The following is a 15,014-nucleotide window of genomic DNA, read 5'->3' as shown; positions in this document are numbered from 1 at the left end:
TAGGCTGCTCCGGTGAGCGAAAACAGCCAGTTCAGGTTCGGTGCCGCCACAGGCGTCGGCTCCATGCCCGGGGGCGATGCCCGGGAAGCCGTCAGAACCGTCACCGGAACCTTCGAGGACTTCCCCTTCCTGCCCGAACTGCCCGCCCGCGGCCCCGGCGCGGACATGATCGGGCGGACCGCCGGCCTGCTCGTCGAGCTGTACGCGCGCGTGGAGCCCAGCGGCTGGCGGCTCGGCGACCGCCCGGGGCGGGACACCAGACGGGCCCGCTCCTGGCTCGGCGAGGACCTCGACGCGCTGGAGGAATTCACGCAGGAGTACGCGGGGCCGCTGAAGGTCCAGGCCGTGGGGCCCTGGACCCTCGCCGCCAACCTGGAGCTGCGGAACGGCGAGGCAGCCCTCTCCGACCCCGGCGCCTGCCGAGACCTCGCCGCCTCCCTCGCCGAGGGGCTCCGGCTGCACCTCGCCGAGGTCCGGCGGCGGGTCCCCGGCGCGCAGCTCGTCCTCCAGCTCGACGAGCCGTCCCTCACCGCCGTCCTGCGCGGCCAGGTGAAGACCGCCAGCGGCTACCGCACCCACCGGGCCGCCGACCGGCAGATCGTCGAGCAGACGCTGCGCGACCTCGTCGGGGTGCACACCGACGGGCCCGTCGTCGTCCATTCCTGCGCCCCCGACGTCCCGTTCGCCCTGCTGCGCCGGGTGGGTGCGGCGGCCCTCTCCTTCGACTTCTCCCTGCTCACCGAGCGTGACGACGAGGTGATCGGGGAGGCGGTGGAGGGCGGTACCCGGCTCTTCACCGGTGTCGTCCCGTCCGCGGAGGGCCCATTGTCAGACCCTGCCGGTAGCGTCATGAGTGTCAGGACGCTGTGGCGCAGGCTGGGGCTGTCACCGGGGCTTCTCGCGGAGGCGGTCACGGTCACACCGGCGTGCGGACTCGCGGGGGCCTCCCCGGGGTACGCGCGCACGGCTCTAGCCCACTGCGCCCGGGCGGCGAGATCCCTCGCGGACAACCCAGAGTAACGGGAGGACGACACGGTGGCCGGCGACAAGCAAGCGGAGACGACGACGGTGCCCGCCGAGGCACGGGAGAAGCACGCGCGCCTCGCGGAGCAGATCGAAGAGCACCGCTTCCGCTACTACGTGAAGGACGCTCCCGTCGTCAGCGACGCGGAGTTCGACCAGTTGCTTCGTTCCCTGGAGGCGCTGGAGGAGGAGTTCCCGGAGCTGCGCACGCCGGACTCGCCGACCCAGAAGGTCGCCGGCTCGTACGAGACGGAGTTCACGGCGGTCGAGCACCGCCAGCGCATGCTCTCCCTCGACAACACGTTCAACGACGAGGAGATGGCCGCCTGGTCGGAGCGCATCGCCAGGGAACTGGGCGAGCAGGACTACCACTTCCTGTGCGAGCTGAAGGTCGACGGCCTCGCCGTGAACCTCACCTACGAGCACGGCCGTCTCACCCGCGCCGCGACCCGCGGCGACGGCCGCACCGGCGAGGACATCACACCGAACGTCCGGACGATCGCGGAGATCCCCGAGCGCCTCAAGGGCGACTCCGTCCCCGACCTCGTGGAGATCCGCGGCGAGGTCTACTTCCCGATGGAGAAGTTCCAGGGGCTCAACGCCCGTCTGGTCGAGGCCGGTGACAAGCCCTTCGCCAACCCGCGCAACGCGGCGGCCGGTTCACTGCGCCAGAAGGACCCGCGCGTCACGGCCACCCGCCCCCTGCACATGGTCGTCCACGGCATCGGCGCTCTGGAGGGCTTCACCGGCCTGACCCGCCTATCCCAGGCCTACGACCTGCTGAAGACCTGGGGCCTGCCCACCTCCCGGCACAACAAGGTGGTCGACGGCCTCGACGGCGTACGGGAGTTCATCGCGTACTTCGGCGAGAACCGCCACTCCGTGGAGCACGAGATCGACGGCGTGGTCGTCAAGCTCGACGAGATCCCGCTCCAGGGCCGCCTCGGCTCCACCTCGCGCGCCCCGCGCTGGGCGATCGCGTACAAGTACGCGCCGGAGGAGGTCAACACCAAGCTCGTCGACATCCGCGTGGGCGTGGGCCGCACGGGCCGGGTCACGCCGTACGCCCAGGTCGAGCCGGTCACGGTCGCGGGCTCCGAGGTCGAGTTCGCCACGCTGCACAACCAGGACGTGGTCAAGGCCAAGGGCGTCCTCATCGGTGACACGGTGGTGCTGCGCAAGGCCGGTGACGTCATCCCGGAGATCCTCGGACCGGTCGCCGACCTGCGCGACGGCAGCGAGCGCGAGTTCGTGATGCCGAGCGAGTGCCCCGAGTGCGGTACGGCACTGCGGCCGATGAAGGAGGGCGACGTCGACCTGCGCTGCCCGAACGCCCGCACCTGCCCGGCCCAGTTGCGCGAGCGCCTGTTCTACCTCGCGGGCCGCAAGGCGCTGGACATCGAGCACTTCGGCTACGTCGCCGCCGCCGCCCTCACCAAGCCGCTGGAGCCCGAGGACCCGCCGCTGGTGGACGAGGGCGACCTGTTCGACCTCACCATCGACCAGCTGCTGCCCATCAAGGCGTACGTCCTCGACCCGGACAGTGGTCTGCCCAAGCGCGACCCGAAGACCGGCGAGGAGAAGGTCGCCACGATCTTCGCCAACCAGGAGGGCCAGCCCCGCAAGAACGCCCTCGCCATGCTGGAGAACATCGCGGCGGCCAAGCAGCGCCCCCTCGCCCGCATCCTCACCGGTCTGTCGATCCGTCACGTCGGCCCCGTCGCGGCCGAGGCGCTGGCCCGCGAGTTCCGCTCGATCGAGCGCATCGACCAGGCCACGGAGGAGGAACTGAAGAACACCGACGGGGTCGGCCCGATCGTCGCCGCCGCCGTCAAGGAGTGGTTCGCCGAGGACTGGCACCGCGAGATCATCCGAAAGTGGAAGGCCGCCGGCGTCCGCATGGAGGAGGAGAGCACCGGCGAGGACGAAGGGCCGCGCCCGCTCGAAGGGCTCACGGTCGTCGTCACGGGCACGCTCGAACACTTCACGCGGGACGGCGCCAAGGAGGCGTTGCAGAGCCGCGGAGCGAAGGTGACCGGCTCGGTTTCGAAGAAGACTTCATTCGTCGTTGTGGGTGACAGCCCGGGATCGAAATACGACAAGGCGATGCAGCTGAAGGTCCCGGTCCTGAACGAGGAGGGTTTCGGAGTCCTGCTCGAACAAGGGCCGGACGCCGCGGCCGAAGTCGCCCTTTCGGCTGAGGAGTAGCGGTTGAAGGCCACCCGTTCGGCGCATACCAGATGCATACGGGTGGCTGGGGCGCATTCGGGCAACCGTCGGCGACCGCTGCCCGTGGAAGCCTTCTGCGGCCTACTGTTGAGATGTGCGCCTGCCGTGCCCAGCTGCGGTCGGGGCATCTTCGTGCTCGCGGAGCACGGGGAAGGGTTTTCCAACGCGGGCCGCCCAAGGGTTGTCGGGCACCGGGCCGCGGGGCGTGGGCACCGCCGGCTGTGAGAGGGACGGGAATGGAACCGACCGAGAGCGCCGCGCCGGGCTCACGGCTGCGCCTGCGCCGCATGGCGGTCGTATGGCGTGCAGTCCGTGGGACGGGGCGTCCGGGCGTGGAAGTGCGCCCCGTCGGACAGTACACCGCGGACGGGCGCACCTCCGGGGGGCGCGCCGCGGCGGACGGCCGCGGCGCCGCACAGCCGGTCACCGAGCACACGTCCGGCCTGACCGGCGCGGACGCGGAACGGCACCTGTCCTGGCCCGCGCTTCCCGCGGCGGTCGTCGCGGCGGCCGGATTCGTCCTGGGTGCCGGGTTCTACCGCGCCTTCACCGGCGGCCACGCGCTCTTCCCCTCCGGCACGGCCGGCTGGGCGCTGGCCGTGCTGACCGGCATCATCGTCGGCCACCTCGTCATGCTCGGCCGCTCCCGCTGGTGGGGCGGCACCGGCTCGGGCGCCGCCCTCACGCTCGCCGTGCTGCTGCTGTACGGCTGGCTGCCGGCCGGCATGGTCAGCCTCACGGTCGTCGTGCTGGTCGGCATAGCCCGCCGCAACCGCTGGCGCCAGGGCATCCTGCACGGGGCGGTCGACCTCCTCGGCATCGGCGCCGGCGCCCTGGTGCTGGGCGTCTTCGGATCCGTACCGTCCGTCGAGTCCCCCTCGGATCCGGACAGCTGGACGCTCTACACCGCGCCCGAGGTGGTCATGGTCGCCGTCTCCTACCTGGCGGTCACCCGCGTCCTGCTCTGGTACCTGCACGCCCCGCGCCCCGGCCTGCCCACCGTCGCCCGCACCGCCCTGGTCAGACAGGGCCTGGTCGCGGTCGCGCTGCTGGGGATCGCGCCGCTGGTCTGCGTCGTGGCCGTGGCCAAGCCGATCCTGCTGCCGCTGTTCTCCATCCCCCTCATCGCCCTGGACTCCACGCTCTGGATAGCCCGGGCCAGGGCCGAGGAGCAGCTGCGCGACCCGCTGACCGGGCTGCCCAACCGTCAGTGGCTGCTGGAGCGCATCTGGACCGCGCTGGACGACGCCGAGCGGATCGACGCGCGCGCCGCCCTGATGCTGATCGACCTCGACCGCTTCCGGTCGGTCAACGACACGCTCGGTCATCTGGCCGGTGACCGGCTGCTCCTCCAGATCGCCGACCGGCTGCGGGTGGCGCTGCCGCGCGGGGCGGAGGCCGCGCGGCTCGGCGGGGACGAGTTCGCCGTCTTACTGCCGGTCGCCGACTCCACGACGTCCGCGACCCGAATCGCCCGCAACCTGGTCTCCGCGCTCAGCTCCCCGCTCGACCTCGACGGCCTCACCCTCGTCCTGGAGGCCAGCGCCGGGGTCGCCGTCTTCCCCGACCACGCCCTGGACGCCGAAGGTCTGCTGCGGCGGGCGGACGTGGCGATGTACCAGGCGAAGCGGGACCGTACGGGCGTGGAGGTCTACGAGTCCAAGCGCGACTCGAACACCCCGGACCGGCTCGGTCTGCTGGGAGACCTCCGAAGGGCGCTGGACGCCCACGAGGTCGAGCTGCACTACCAGCCCAAGGTCCGCTTCGACGGACAGGTCGCGGGTCTGGAGGCCCTGGTCCGCTGGGTGCACCCCGAGCGGGGCAAGGTGCCGCCGGACGAGTTCATAGCGATCGCCGAGTCCTCCGGCCTGATGCCCCATCTCACCGAGTACGTCCTGGAGACCGCGCTCGCCCAGGTCGCACGGTGGCGGGCCCAGGGACTGTTCGTCCCGGTCGCGGTCAACGTGTCCCCGCGTGACGTCCACACCCCCGGCTTCGCCGGCTCGGTCGCCGCCCGGCTGGCCCGGCACGGAGTCCCGGCGGGAGCGCTCCAACTGGAGATAACGGAACACGTCCTGCTGGAGGATCCGGGGCGTGCAGCCGACACGCTCAACGCGCTGACCGGGCACGGCGTGAAGATGTCCCTGGACGACTTCGGCACGGGCTACTCGTCGCTGGTGCACCTGCGCCGGCTCCCGGTCAGCGAACTGAAGATCGACCGCTCGTTCGTCGCCCGGCTCGCCGTCGACACCGAGGACGCGGAGATCGTGCGCTGCACGGTCGACCTCGCGCACTCCCTCGGCCTGCTCGTCGTCGCCGAGGGCGTCGAGGACGACGAGACCTGGGAGCGCCTGCGGGACCTCGGCTGCGACGCCGTACAGGGATGGCTCGTAGCGGCGGCGATGCCTCCGGAGGAGACCACGGCGTGGCTGCGGGCGCGGGGTCCCCGGGGGTGGCAGCGGCCGCGCGCTGCGCTGCCCGCGGCGACGGCCGACGAGTAGGCCCCCGCTGTTGCGCTCGCCCGTGGCGCACTCCCCGGGGTGAGCGCTCAGTCCGTGCCCTGCGGCACGAAGCGGCCGATGAACAGCGCCAGCCGTCGCTCGTGCGCCTCCTCGGGCAGCCGGCCGCTGCGCATCAGGGTCACCAGCCCGTGCAGCCCGGCCCAGTACGTCTCCGTCAGCGCTCCCATGTCCTCGCCCTCGGCCGCGATCGGCCGGACGGCCTGCATCAGCTCGCCGAAGGCGTCCTGGAGAGCCGCCGGCGCCTCGGGGGTGGCGAAGGGCAGGTCCACGGCGAGCGTGAAGATCACGTCGTAGAGCGCGGGCCGCCGCCGGGCGAAGGCGGTGTACGCCGCGCCCACCGCCGCCAGTGCCTCGCGGGTGCTCCCGGTCGCCGTGCGCGCCGCCCGGAGCTCGTCGGCCAGGTCCGCGCAGCCCTGCACCGCCACCGCCGCCATGATCGCGCCCTTGCCCTTGAAGTGGCTGTAGAGGACCGGCTGGCTGTACTCGATCTCATCGGCGAGCCGACGGGTGGTGACCGCGTCCCAGCCCTCCGCCTCCGCCAGTTCCCGTGCGGCCGTCACGATCAGTCGCTCGCGTTCGGCTCGTTCGCGCTCCCGGCGCGTCTGGATCGTCATGCGAGAAATTCTAGCACCGCTAGCATTCCTGTCGATGCTCTGCTAGCTTCGCTCTCATCGCTAGCACCGCTAGAAACGAGGAGAAGACGTGACCGTCGCCGCATACACCCTGGCTGTCGTGCTCAACCTGTTCTGCCTGTTCCTCGGCTACCGGTTCCTGTTCCAGCCCGCCCCCTCCGCTGCCGGTTACGGCGTCCCGGCAGATCCCGGCGGCGACGCCGGCGCCTACCTGACGATCAAGGGCCTGCGAGACGGAACCTTCGGGCTGGTCGGGCTGGCACTGCTCGCCTTCGCGGGGGCCCGGGCCGAGGCCTGGTTCATGCTCGGCGTGGCACTCGTGCCGCTCGGCGACATGCTGATCGTGCTGCGCCACGGCGGTACGAAGGCGGTGGCCTTCGGGATCCACTTCGCCACCGCGGTCGTCGTCCTGATCACTGCCGGACTGCTCTTCGCGGTCTGAGCGCGCTCCCTGAGCCTCCGGGGCGGCAAACCGTTTCACGGGCACGGCCCCCCGCCCCATAGGATTAGGCCACACCACATTCACTCACCCCAGAGGATCGCTGCATGCCTGGCATCACGCGCGAGGAGGTCGCCCACCTCGCCCGGCTGGCGCGTCTGGAGCTGAAGCCCGAAGAGCTTGACCACTTCGCGGGACAGCTGGACGACATCATCGGCGCGGTGGCCCGCGTCAGCGAGGTCGCCGACCAAGACGTACCGCCGACCTCGCACCCGCTCCCGCTGACGAACGTCATGCGCCCGGACGAGGTCCGTCCCTCGCTCACCCCCGAGCAGACGCTCTCCGGAGCCCCGGCCCAGGAGCAGCAGCGTTTCAAGGTGCCGCAGATCCTGGGGGAGGAGTAACCCGCCATGACGGACAGCCCCATCATCAAGCTCACGGCTGCCGAGACCGCCGCGAAGATCGCCTCCGGCGAGCTCACGGCCGTCGAGGTCACCGAGGCCCATCTGGCCCGGATCGAGGCCGTCGACGAGAAGGTGCACGCCTTCCTGCACGTGGACCGCGAGGGCGCGCTCGCCCAGGCCCGCGCCGTCGACGAGAAGCGGGCCAAGGGGGAGAAGCTCGGTCCGCTGGCCGGCGTTCCCCTGGCGCTCAAGGACATCTTCACCACCGAGGGGATCCCGACCACCGTCGGTTCGAAGATCCTCGAGGGCTGGATCCCGCCGTACGACGCGACCGTCACCAAGCGGCTCAAGGCCGCCGACGTGGTCATCCTCGGCAAGACCAACATGGATGAGTTCGCCATGGGGTCCTCCACCGAGAACAGCGCCTACGGGCCGACCGGCAACCCCTGGGACCTGACCAAGATCCCCGGCGGCTCCGGCGGCGGTTCGTCCGCCGCGCTCGCCTCCTTCCAGGCGCCCCTCGCCATCGGTACCGACACCGGCGGCTCCATCCGCCAGCCCGCCGCCGTCACCGGCACGGTCGGCGTGAAGCCGACGTACGGCGGGGTGTCCCGCTACGGCATGGTCGCCTTCTCCTCCTCCCTCGACCAGGGCGGCCCCTGCGCCCGCACGGTCCTGGACGCGGCCCTGCTGCACGAGGTGATCGCCGGCCACGACCCGATGGACTCCACCTCGATCGACGCCCCGGTCCCGCCGGTCGTCGAGGCCGCCCGCAACGGCAGCGTCGAGGGCATGCGCGTCGGCGTCGTCAAGCAGTTCCGCGGCGAGGGCTACCAGGCCGGCGTCATCCAGCGGTTCGACGAGTCCGTCGCGCTGCTGAAGGAACTGGGCGCCGAGATCGTCGAGCTGGACTGCCCGTCCTTCGACCTGGCGCTGTCGGCGTACTACCTGATCGCGCCGTCCGAGTGCTCCTCCAACCTCGCCCGCTTCGACGGCCTGCGCTACGGGCTGCGGACCGGCGACGACGGCACGCACTCCGCCGAGGAGGTCACCTCCCTGACCCGCGAGGCCGGCTTCGGCCCCGAGGTCAAGCGCCGCATCATGCTCGGCACGTATGCCCTGTCGAGCGGCTACTACGACGCCTACTACGGCAGCGCCCAGAAGGTCCGCACGCTCATCAAGCAGGACTTCGACAAGGCGTTCGAGCAGGTCGACGTCATCGTCTCGCCGACGACCCCGACCACCGCCTTCCCGATCGGCGAGCGCGCCGACGACCCGATGGCGATGTACCTCGCCGACCTGTGCACCATCCCGACCAACCTGGCGGGCAACGCGGCCATGTCGCTGCCGTGCGGCCTCGCCCCGGAGGACAACCTCCCGGTCGGCCTGCAGATCATCGCCCCCGTCATGAAGGACGACCGCCTTTACAAGGTGGGCGCCGCCGTCGAGGCCGCCTTCGTGGAAAAGTGGGGCCACACGCTGATCGAGGAGGCTCCGTCGCTGTGAGCGCACTGTCCAAGGCCAAGGGCTTCAAGAAGTCCAAGTCCGGTCTGTACGTGTCGATGGCCACGTCGGCCTTCGGCGCCGTCGGTGTCTACAAGCAGATCAAGAAGGCCCGCGGAGACAACGACACGCTGCGGCTGCTCGACGCCGTCGTGACCGGTGCCGCGGTCGTCACCAACCTGGCCATTCTGTATCGCGAGCTGAAGCAGCTGGGCGATGACGACGTTCTGCTGGGCTGAGAGGGAAGTTTCACCGTGACCATCACGACCGACCTGGTGTCGTACGAGGAAGCACTCGCGTCGTACGACCCCGTCATGGGCCTCGAGGTCCATGTCGAACTCGGCACCAAGACCAAGATGTTCTGCGGCTGTTCGACCGCCCTCGGCCAGGACGCCAACGCGCAGACCTGCCCCGTCTGCCTCGGCCTGCCCGGCGCGCTCCCGGTCGTCAACGCGACCGGCGTCGAGTCCGCGATCAAGATCGGCCTCGCGCTGAACTGCGAGATCGCCGAGTGGTGCCGCTTCGCCCGGAAGAACTACTTCTATCCGGACATGCCGAAGAACTTCCAGACCTCCCAGTACGACGAGCCGATCGCCTTCAACGGCTACCTCGACGTGCAACTGGAGGACGGCGAGACCTTCCGCGTGGAGATCGAGCGCGCCCACATGGAGGAGGACACCGGCAAGTCCACGCACGTGGGCGGTGCGACGGGCCGTATCCACGGCGCCTCGCACTCGCTCCTGGACTACAACCGCGCCGGCATCCCGCTCATCGAGATCGTCACCAAGCCGATCGTCGGCGCGGGCGACCGTGCCCCCGAGGTGGCGAAGGCGTACGTCCGTGAGCTGCGCGAGGTCATCAGGGCGCTCGGCGTCTCCGAGGCCCGTATGGAGATGGGCCAGATGCGCTGCGACGTGAACCTGTCGCTGCGCCCGAACGGCACCGAGAAGTTCGGCACGCGTTCCGAGACGAAGAACGTCAACTCGCTGCGGTCCGTGGAGCGCGCGGCCCGCTTCGAGATCCAGCGGCACGCGGCCGTGCTGAGCAGTGGCGGGACGATCGTCCAGGAGACCCGGCACTTCCACGAGGACACGGGGTCGACGACCTCGGGCCGCGTGAAGGAGGAGGCCGAGGACTACCGGTACTTCCCGGAGCCCGACCTCGTCCCGGTGGCCCCGTCCCGCGAGTGGGTCGAGGAGATCCGGGCCGCGCTGCCCGAGCTGCCGCTGGTCCGCCGCAGCCGGCTCCGTGAGGAGTGGGGTGTCTCGGCCACCGACATGCAGGCGATCCTCAACGCCGGTGCGCTGGAGCCCATCGTCGCGACCATCGAGGCCGGGGCCGACGCCGCCTCCGCCCGCAAGTGGTGGATGGGCGAGCTGGCCCGCAGCGCCAACGAGTCGGGCAAGGCGCTGGACGAGCTGGCGATCACGCCGCAGCAGGTGGCCCGGGTCACCGAGCTGGTCGCGAAGGGCGACCTGAACGACAAGCTGGCCCGTCAGGTCATCGAAGGCGTCCTCGCGGGCGAAGGCACCCCGGACGAGGTCGTCGACAAGCGCGGTCTGAAGGTCGTCTCCGACGAGGGCGCGCTGGGCACGGCCGTCGACGAGGCCATCGCCGACAACCCGGCCATCGCGGACAAGATCCGCGGCGGCAAGGTGGCGGCGGCCGGCGCCCTGGTCGGGGCGGTCATGAAGGCGACCCGGGGGCAGGCCGACGCGGCTCGCGTCAAGGAGCTGATCCTTCAGAAGCTGGGCGTCAGCGAGGGCTGACCTCAGCGGACCCCACAGGGGGGATGCACCGATCCGGTGCATCCCCCCTGTGCGTTTGTCCTGCGTCGTACTGCGCTCGTACCTACAGGCGACGGCCGACGACCCGGACGAAGCCCAGCGTGCCGCCCTGGTCGTGGCGCAGCATCTCGGCGCACCGGCCGGCCATCCGGATGTGGAACTCGTCCGTGTGCTCCTCGGCCACGACCTCGCACCACCGCAGCCAGTCGCGCCAGCCGTCTTCCAGCCAGTCGGCCGTCTCGACCTCCACGGCCCCGCTGCGGGTCCAGTGGCGCCGCCACCAGGCGGCCGTGTGGAAGCACCAGAAATCCGGCTCCCAGTACGGCTTGAGGTGCTCCGGCGGCTCGACGCCGTCGATCTCCTCGCGCAGCGCCGGTACGACGACCCCGATCCGCCCGCCCGGCTTCAACAGCCGGGTCAGCGCGGGAAGGTACAGGTCGTCGGTGCCGAAGTACTGGTACGCGTCGACGGAGACGATCGCGTCGAAGCCGCCCTCGCCGAACGGCAGGTCGTGCGCCTCGGCGAACACGGGCAGGACGCGGTCCGCGACGCCGGCCTCGGCGATACGGGCCGCGTTCTCGTCGGGCTTGACCCACAGGTCGGCGGCGGTGACCTGGGCGTCGTACTCCTTGGCGAGGAAGATCGACGTCATGGCGCGGCCGCAGCCCAGGTCGAGCACGCGGGAGCCGGGGCTCAGGGTGTCGAGCCCCAGAGCCGGGGCCAGCCACTCCAGCAGCCACAGCGCGTGCGGGCCCATCTGGTTCTCGATGGTCCAGCGGGCGTCGTAGCGGTTGCTGCGCGGGTAGCGGGGGTGGCTGACGCGGTCAGTGAGGGGGTCGTTCGGGGTCCGGGAAGTGATGTCCGACATCGGTGAACGGGCTCCTTGAGTCCTTGAGGAAGAAGGGGGATGCGTCGGAGCTCGGTCGGACCGTCAAACAATGCACCTGCTTCGGCCGGGCGGCGGGGTGCCGCGGGCGTACCTCGGACCAGCGGACGCTAACAGCAGGCCCGTCGGCCCCGCACCCGGTTTTCCCGCCCGACGCGCTACCGTCTCGGCCATGAGTGGACGCGCTGATTCCGACACCGGTCCTGAGATAACGGACCCGGGGGCAGCCGCCGCGCAGGACACCGAGCCGGATGCCGTGCCGGACGAGCCGGACGACGAGCCGTACGAGCGGGACGACGAGCCGTACGACGCCGACGATCCGGAGGAGGGCGCGCGGCGGGCCCGCTGGACGGCCGCCGGCACCGGCGCCGTCCTGGCCTTCGCGGGGCTCGCCGCGGCACTGCTCCGCCTCACCCGCTCCGCACCGGCACTCGTCCCGGCGGCGTACGCCTCCGGAGCGGCCGTCTGCGCGGGCGCCGCCGTGCTGGGCTCCCGGGGACGCACCCGGCGGGCGCTGTGGCTGCTGATCGCGGGCGTGATGGTGATGGCGCTGGGGGACCAGTTCGACTGAGGGCGACAGAGTTCATCCGACTGTCCTGTGAGCTGTCTTTCGCCGTTGTGAATAAGCCCACGAACCCGACAAATGATCTCGTGCGCCTGTAAGAGTGGCTTTGCATTGCTCATGCGTTCTTTGCGGGCTGTTCAGTTCATGGACGACTACTCCCGGCCAAAGATCCACAAAAGTCACTCTGGGAGCACGATTCGTGGCAGCCCTCGCACGCTGGTGTGTCCAACGCCGTCTGGTCACCGTTCTGCTGTGGCTCGCCGCCTTCGCGGGGGTCGCCGCGGGCGCCGCCGTCGCCGGCTCCGCGTACTCGAACGACTACCAGGTCCCCGGCACCGAATCGGGCCGCGCCACCCAGCTGCTGCACGAGGGCTTCCCGCGGCTCGGCGGCGACAGCGACACCGTCGTCTGGCACACCACGTCCGGCAGCGTCCGCGCCGCCGACGTCGAGCAGACGATGGCCCGCGCCCTGGAACGCGTCGAGAACCTGCCCGGCGTGGCCTCCGTGAGCAGCCCCTACGGCGGGCCGGGCGCGGGACGCGTCAGCGCGGACGGCCGTACGGCGTACGCCACCGTCACCTTCGACGACCAGGCGCAGGACGTCAGCCGGTCCGAGGCGCAGGCCGTCGTCGACACCGCGAAGAGCGCGGAGACCGACGGGCTCCAGGTGGAGCTGGGCGGCAGCGCCGTCGCGCTCACCGAGTCCTCCGGCGGGCACGTCGCCGAGGTCGTCGGGGTGGTCGTCGCCGCGGTCGTGCTGTTCCTCGCCTTCGGCTCGCTGGCCGCCTCACTGCTGCCCATCGCCACCGCCCTGGTCGGCGTCGGCACCGCCTACGCCGGGATCGTGCTCCTCGGGCACGTGATGACCGTCGCCGACTTCGCCCCCATGCTCGGCATGCTGATCGGGCTCGGCGTCGGCATCGACTACGCGCTGTTCATCGTGACGAGACACCGGCGCGGGCTGAAACGCGGGCTGTCCGTCACCGAGGCGGCCACCAACGCCGTCGCGACCACGGGACGGGCGGTCGTCTTCGCGGGTGCCACCGTTTGCATCGCCCTGCTGGGCATGCTGATCCTGCGGCTGAGCTTCCTCAACGGCGTCGCCATCGCCGCCAGCCTGACCGTGATCCTCACCGTCGCGGCCTCCGTGACGCTGCTGCCCGCCCTGCTGTCCCTCATCGGCATGCGGGCGCTCAGCCGCCGCGAGCGCCGCCGCCTGGCGGAGCACGGGCCCGAACCCGAGCTGCCCACGGGCTTCGCCGCCCGCTGGTCGGCGTTCGTGGAGCGCCACCCCAAGGTGCTCGGTGCGGTAGCGCTGGTGGTCATGGCCGTCCTCGCGCTGCCCACGTTCTCCCTGCACCTGGGCACCTCCGACCAGGGCAACGACCCGAAGACGTCCACCACCCGCCAGGCCTACGACCTCCTCGCCGACGGCTTCGGCCCCGGCGTGAACGGCCCGCTCACCCTCGTCACGAAGGTCGACGGAGCCGACGACAAGCTCGCCCTGGACAACCTCGACGGAACGCTCCGGGCCACCGAGGGCGTCGCGTCGGTGACGCCGGTGACGTTCGACTCCGGCGGCCACACCGCGTACCTGACCGTCGTACCGGAGTCCTCGCCGCAGTCGAAGCAGACCAGCGACCTCGTCGACCGGCTGCGCGAGAAGGTGCTGCCCCGCGCCGAGGCGGGCACCTCGCTCGACACGCAGGTCGGCGGCATGACGGCCGGCTACGACGACTTCGCCGACGTCATCGTCTCCAAGCTGCCCGTCTTCATCGGGGTCGTGATCGGCCTGGGCTGTCTGCTGCTCCTGCTCGCCTTCCGTTCGATCGGCATACCGCTGAAGGCCGCCGCGATGAACGTCGCCGCCGTGGCCTCTGCCTTCGGGGTGGTCGTCGCGATGTTCCAGTGGGGCTGGGGCAGCGAACTGCTCGGCCTCGGCAGCGCGGGGCCCATCGAGCCCTTCCTGCCCGTGATCATGGTGTCGGTGCTCTTCGGCCTGTCCATGGACTACCAGGTCTTCCTGGTGAGCCGGATGTACGAGGAGTGGCTGGAGACCGGCGACAACCGGCGTGCCGTCCGGGTCGGCCTCGCCGAGACCAGCCGGGTGATCAACTCGGCGGCGGTCATCATGATCTCCGTCTTCCTCGCCTTCGTCCTCAGCGGCGACCGCGTGATCGCCATGTTCGGCATCGCCCTGGCCGCCGCCGTCGCCCTGGACGCCTTCGTCCTGCGGACGCTCCTCGTCCCCGCCCTGATGCACCTGCTCGGCGGCGCCAACTGGTGGCTGCCCCGCTGGCTCGACAAGGGCCTGCCGCGGATCAGCATCGAACCGCCCGAGGCCCGGGCCGCCCATGAGAGGCTGGCCGGCGCGACGGACGCCGAGGTGGCGGACGTCCTGGCGGAGGAGGAGCGGCAGCGGGATGTACGCGATATCCCTGGGTGACGACGGCGCTGAACTGCGGCCCCTGGAGCCCTGGCACGCGGAGGAGTTCTTCGCGCACCTGGAGCGGGGCAGGGAGTTCATCGGGCAGTTCATCAACTTCGGGTCGCAGGAGACGGACGTGGAGTCCGCGCGGGTCATGCTCCAGCGGTACGCCGACATGCGCGCCGCCGACACCCGCTCACTGCACGGCCTGTGGCTGAACGGCAAGCTCGTGGGCGGCGTGCTGTTCCTGAACTTCGACGCCGCGAGCGGCAACTGCGAGGTCGGCTGCTGGCTGGAGCCCGCCGGGACCGGGCGTGGTCTGGTCACCCGGGCGATGCGCGTCCTCATCGACTGGGCGGTCGAGGAGCGCGGCATTCACCGGATCGAGTGGGTCGCCGCCTCGGGCAACCGGCCGAGCCTGAACGTGGCCCGACGCCTCGGCATGACCCGCGACGGTGTGCGGCGCGAGGCGCACCCCTATGGTGGCGTACGGCACGATCTCGAAGTCTGGTCGGTGCTGGCCCCCGAGTGGCGCGCCGCACGCGCGCGTGCCGCTCACAACGATCATTAAGAGACTTCTCAGACAGCGACCCTAC

General features: G+C 71.0%; 13 protein-coding genes. 11 read left to right on the top strand and 2 right to left on the bottom strand.

The window, feature by feature from the left end:
• Positions 1-12: 12 nt before the first annotated feature.
• The 3 genes from ACZ6TU_RS23195 (at position 13) to ACZ6TU_RS23185 (ending at position 5,753) form a co-directional block, all read left to right on the top strand.
• Positions 13-1,020, top strand: coding sequence for a methionine synthase (locus ACZ6TU_RS23195; RefSeq protein WP_469550697.1), 1,008 nt, complete (start codon positions 13-15; stop codon positions 1,018-1,020).
• Positions 1,021-1,035: 15 nt separating this feature from the next.
• Positions 1,036-3,231 (top strand): NAD-dependent DNA ligase LigA, encoded by a 2,196-nt coding sequence (gene ligA, locus ACZ6TU_RS23190; RefSeq protein ID WP_467676818.1) that lies wholly within the window; start codon positions 1,036-1,038, stop codon positions 3,229-3,231.
• A 257-nt stretch (positions 3,232-3,488) separates the two neighbouring features.
• Positions 3,489-5,753, top strand: coding sequence for a putative bifunctional diguanylate cyclase/phosphodiesterase (locus ACZ6TU_RS23185; RefSeq protein ID WP_467676820.1), 2,265 nt, complete (start codon positions 3,489-3,491; stop codon positions 5,751-5,753).
• A gap of 47 nt (positions 5,754-5,800) precedes the next feature.
• Here ACZ6TU_RS23185 and ACZ6TU_RS23180 read toward each other — a convergent pair whose 3' ends face one another.
• Complete coding sequence (locus ACZ6TU_RS23180; protein WP_467676822.1) at positions 5,801-6,388, bottom strand: TetR/AcrR family transcriptional regulator; 588 nt, start codon at positions 6,386-6,388, stop codon at positions 5,801-5,803.
• Between the two features lie 88 nt (positions 6,389-6,476).
• Between ACZ6TU_RS23180 and ACZ6TU_RS23175 the strand changes: the two genes are divergently transcribed.
• The 5 genes from ACZ6TU_RS23175 (at position 6,477) to gatB (ending at position 10,521) form a co-directional block, all read left to right on the top strand.
• Positions 6,477-6,848 (top strand): DUF4267 domain-containing protein, encoded by a 372-nt coding sequence (locus ACZ6TU_RS23175; protein WP_467676824.1) that lies wholly within the window; start codon positions 6,477-6,479, stop codon positions 6,846-6,848.
• Positions 6,849-6,952: 104 nt separating this feature from the next.
• Positions 6,953-7,249 carry an Asp-tRNA(Asn)/Glu-tRNA(Gln) amidotransferase subunit GatC gene (gatC, locus tag ACZ6TU_RS23170; RefSeq protein ID WP_467676826.1) on the top strand — a complete coding sequence of 99 codons (297 nt, stop codon included), beginning with the start codon at positions 6,953-6,955 and terminating at the stop codon, positions 7,247-7,249.
• Between the two features lie 6 nt (positions 7,250-7,255).
• Positions 7,256-8,755: an Asp-tRNA(Asn)/Glu-tRNA(Gln) amidotransferase subunit GatA gene (gatA, locus tag ACZ6TU_RS23165; protein WP_467676828.1), complete on the top strand. Its 1,500-nt coding sequence runs from the start codon at positions 7,256-7,258 to the stop codon at positions 8,753-8,755.
• Entirely contained in the window at positions 8,752-8,991 is a 240-nt protein-coding gene (locus tag ACZ6TU_RS23160; RefSeq protein WP_248507288.1) for a hypothetical protein, read from the top strand. The genes gatA and ACZ6TU_RS23160 overlap by 4 nt, the downstream gene beginning before the upstream one ends.
• A 15-nt stretch (positions 8,992-9,006) precedes the next feature.
• On the top strand, positions 9,007-10,521 hold the full coding sequence (gatB, locus tag ACZ6TU_RS23155) for an Asp-tRNA(Asn)/Glu-tRNA(Gln) amidotransferase subunit GatB (RefSeq protein ID WP_467676830.1): 1,515 nt from the start codon (positions 9,007-9,009) through the stop codon (positions 10,519-10,521).
• 82 nt (positions 10,522-10,603) lie between these two features.
• Here the strand turns inward: gatB and ACZ6TU_RS23150 are convergent, their stop codons facing one another.
• Positions 10,604-11,407: an SAM-dependent methyltransferase gene (locus ACZ6TU_RS23150; protein ID WP_467676832.1), complete on the bottom strand. Its 804-nt coding sequence runs from the start codon at positions 11,405-11,407 to the stop codon at positions 10,604-10,606.
• A 190-nt stretch (positions 11,408-11,597) separates the two neighbouring features.
• Here ACZ6TU_RS23150 and ACZ6TU_RS23145 point away from each other — a divergent pair, with 190 nt between their 5' ends.
• From ACZ6TU_RS23145 to ACZ6TU_RS23135, 3 genes are all read left to right on the top strand, one after another.
• Positions 11,598-11,996 (top strand): hypothetical protein, encoded by a 399-nt coding sequence (locus ACZ6TU_RS23145; protein WP_467676834.1) that lies wholly within the window; start codon positions 11,598-11,600, stop codon positions 11,994-11,996.
• Positions 11,997-12,189: 193 nt separating this feature from the next.
• Entirely contained in the window at positions 12,190-14,436 is a 2,247-nt protein-coding gene (locus tag ACZ6TU_RS23140) for an MMPL family transporter (protein ID WP_467676836.1), read from the top strand.
• Complete coding sequence (locus tag ACZ6TU_RS23135) at positions 14,414-14,989, top strand: GNAT family N-acetyltransferase (RefSeq protein WP_469550687.1); 576 nt, start codon at positions 14,414-14,416, stop codon at positions 14,987-14,989. The genes ACZ6TU_RS23140 and ACZ6TU_RS23135 overlap by 23 nt, the downstream gene beginning before the upstream one ends.
• The last annotated feature ends 25 nt before the right edge of the window (positions 14,990-15,014 follow it).

It is taken from the genome of Streptomyces sp. NPDC052064 (assembly GCF_055585925.1).
The sequence above is the reverse complement of the archived record's forward strand: the minus strand, read 5'-3'. Positions and strand labels throughout refer to the sequence as shown.

Excerpts from the sequence above, each read along its gene's own strand:
- ACZ6TU_RS23185 (WP_467676820.1), top strand. The coding sequence starts at position 3,489 with ATGGAACCGACCGAGAGCGCCGCGCCGGGCTCACGGCTGCGCCTGCGC.
- ACZ6TU_RS23180 (WP_467676822.1), bottom strand. The coding sequence starts at position 6,388 with ATGACGATCCAGACGCGCCGGGAGCGCGAACGAGCCGAACGCGAGCGA.
- gatC (WP_467676826.1), top strand. The coding sequence starts at position 6,953 with ATGCCTGGCATCACGCGCGAGGAGGTCGCCCACCTCGCCCGGCTGGCG.
- gatA (WP_467676828.1), top strand. The coding sequence starts at position 7,256 with ATGACGGACAGCCCCATCATCAAGCTCACGGCTGCCGAGACCGCCGCG.
- ACZ6TU_RS23150 (WP_467676832.1), bottom strand. The coding sequence starts at position 11,407 with ATGTCGGACATCACTTCCCGGACCCCGAACGACCCCCTCACTGACCGC.
- ACZ6TU_RS23145 (WP_467676834.1), top strand. The coding sequence starts at position 11,598 with ATGAGTGGACGCGCTGATTCCGACACCGGTCCTGAGATAACGGACCCG.
- ACZ6TU_RS23135 (WP_469550687.1), top strand. The coding sequence starts at position 14,414 with ATGTACGCGATATCCCTGGGTGACGACGGCGCTGAACTGCGGCCCCTG.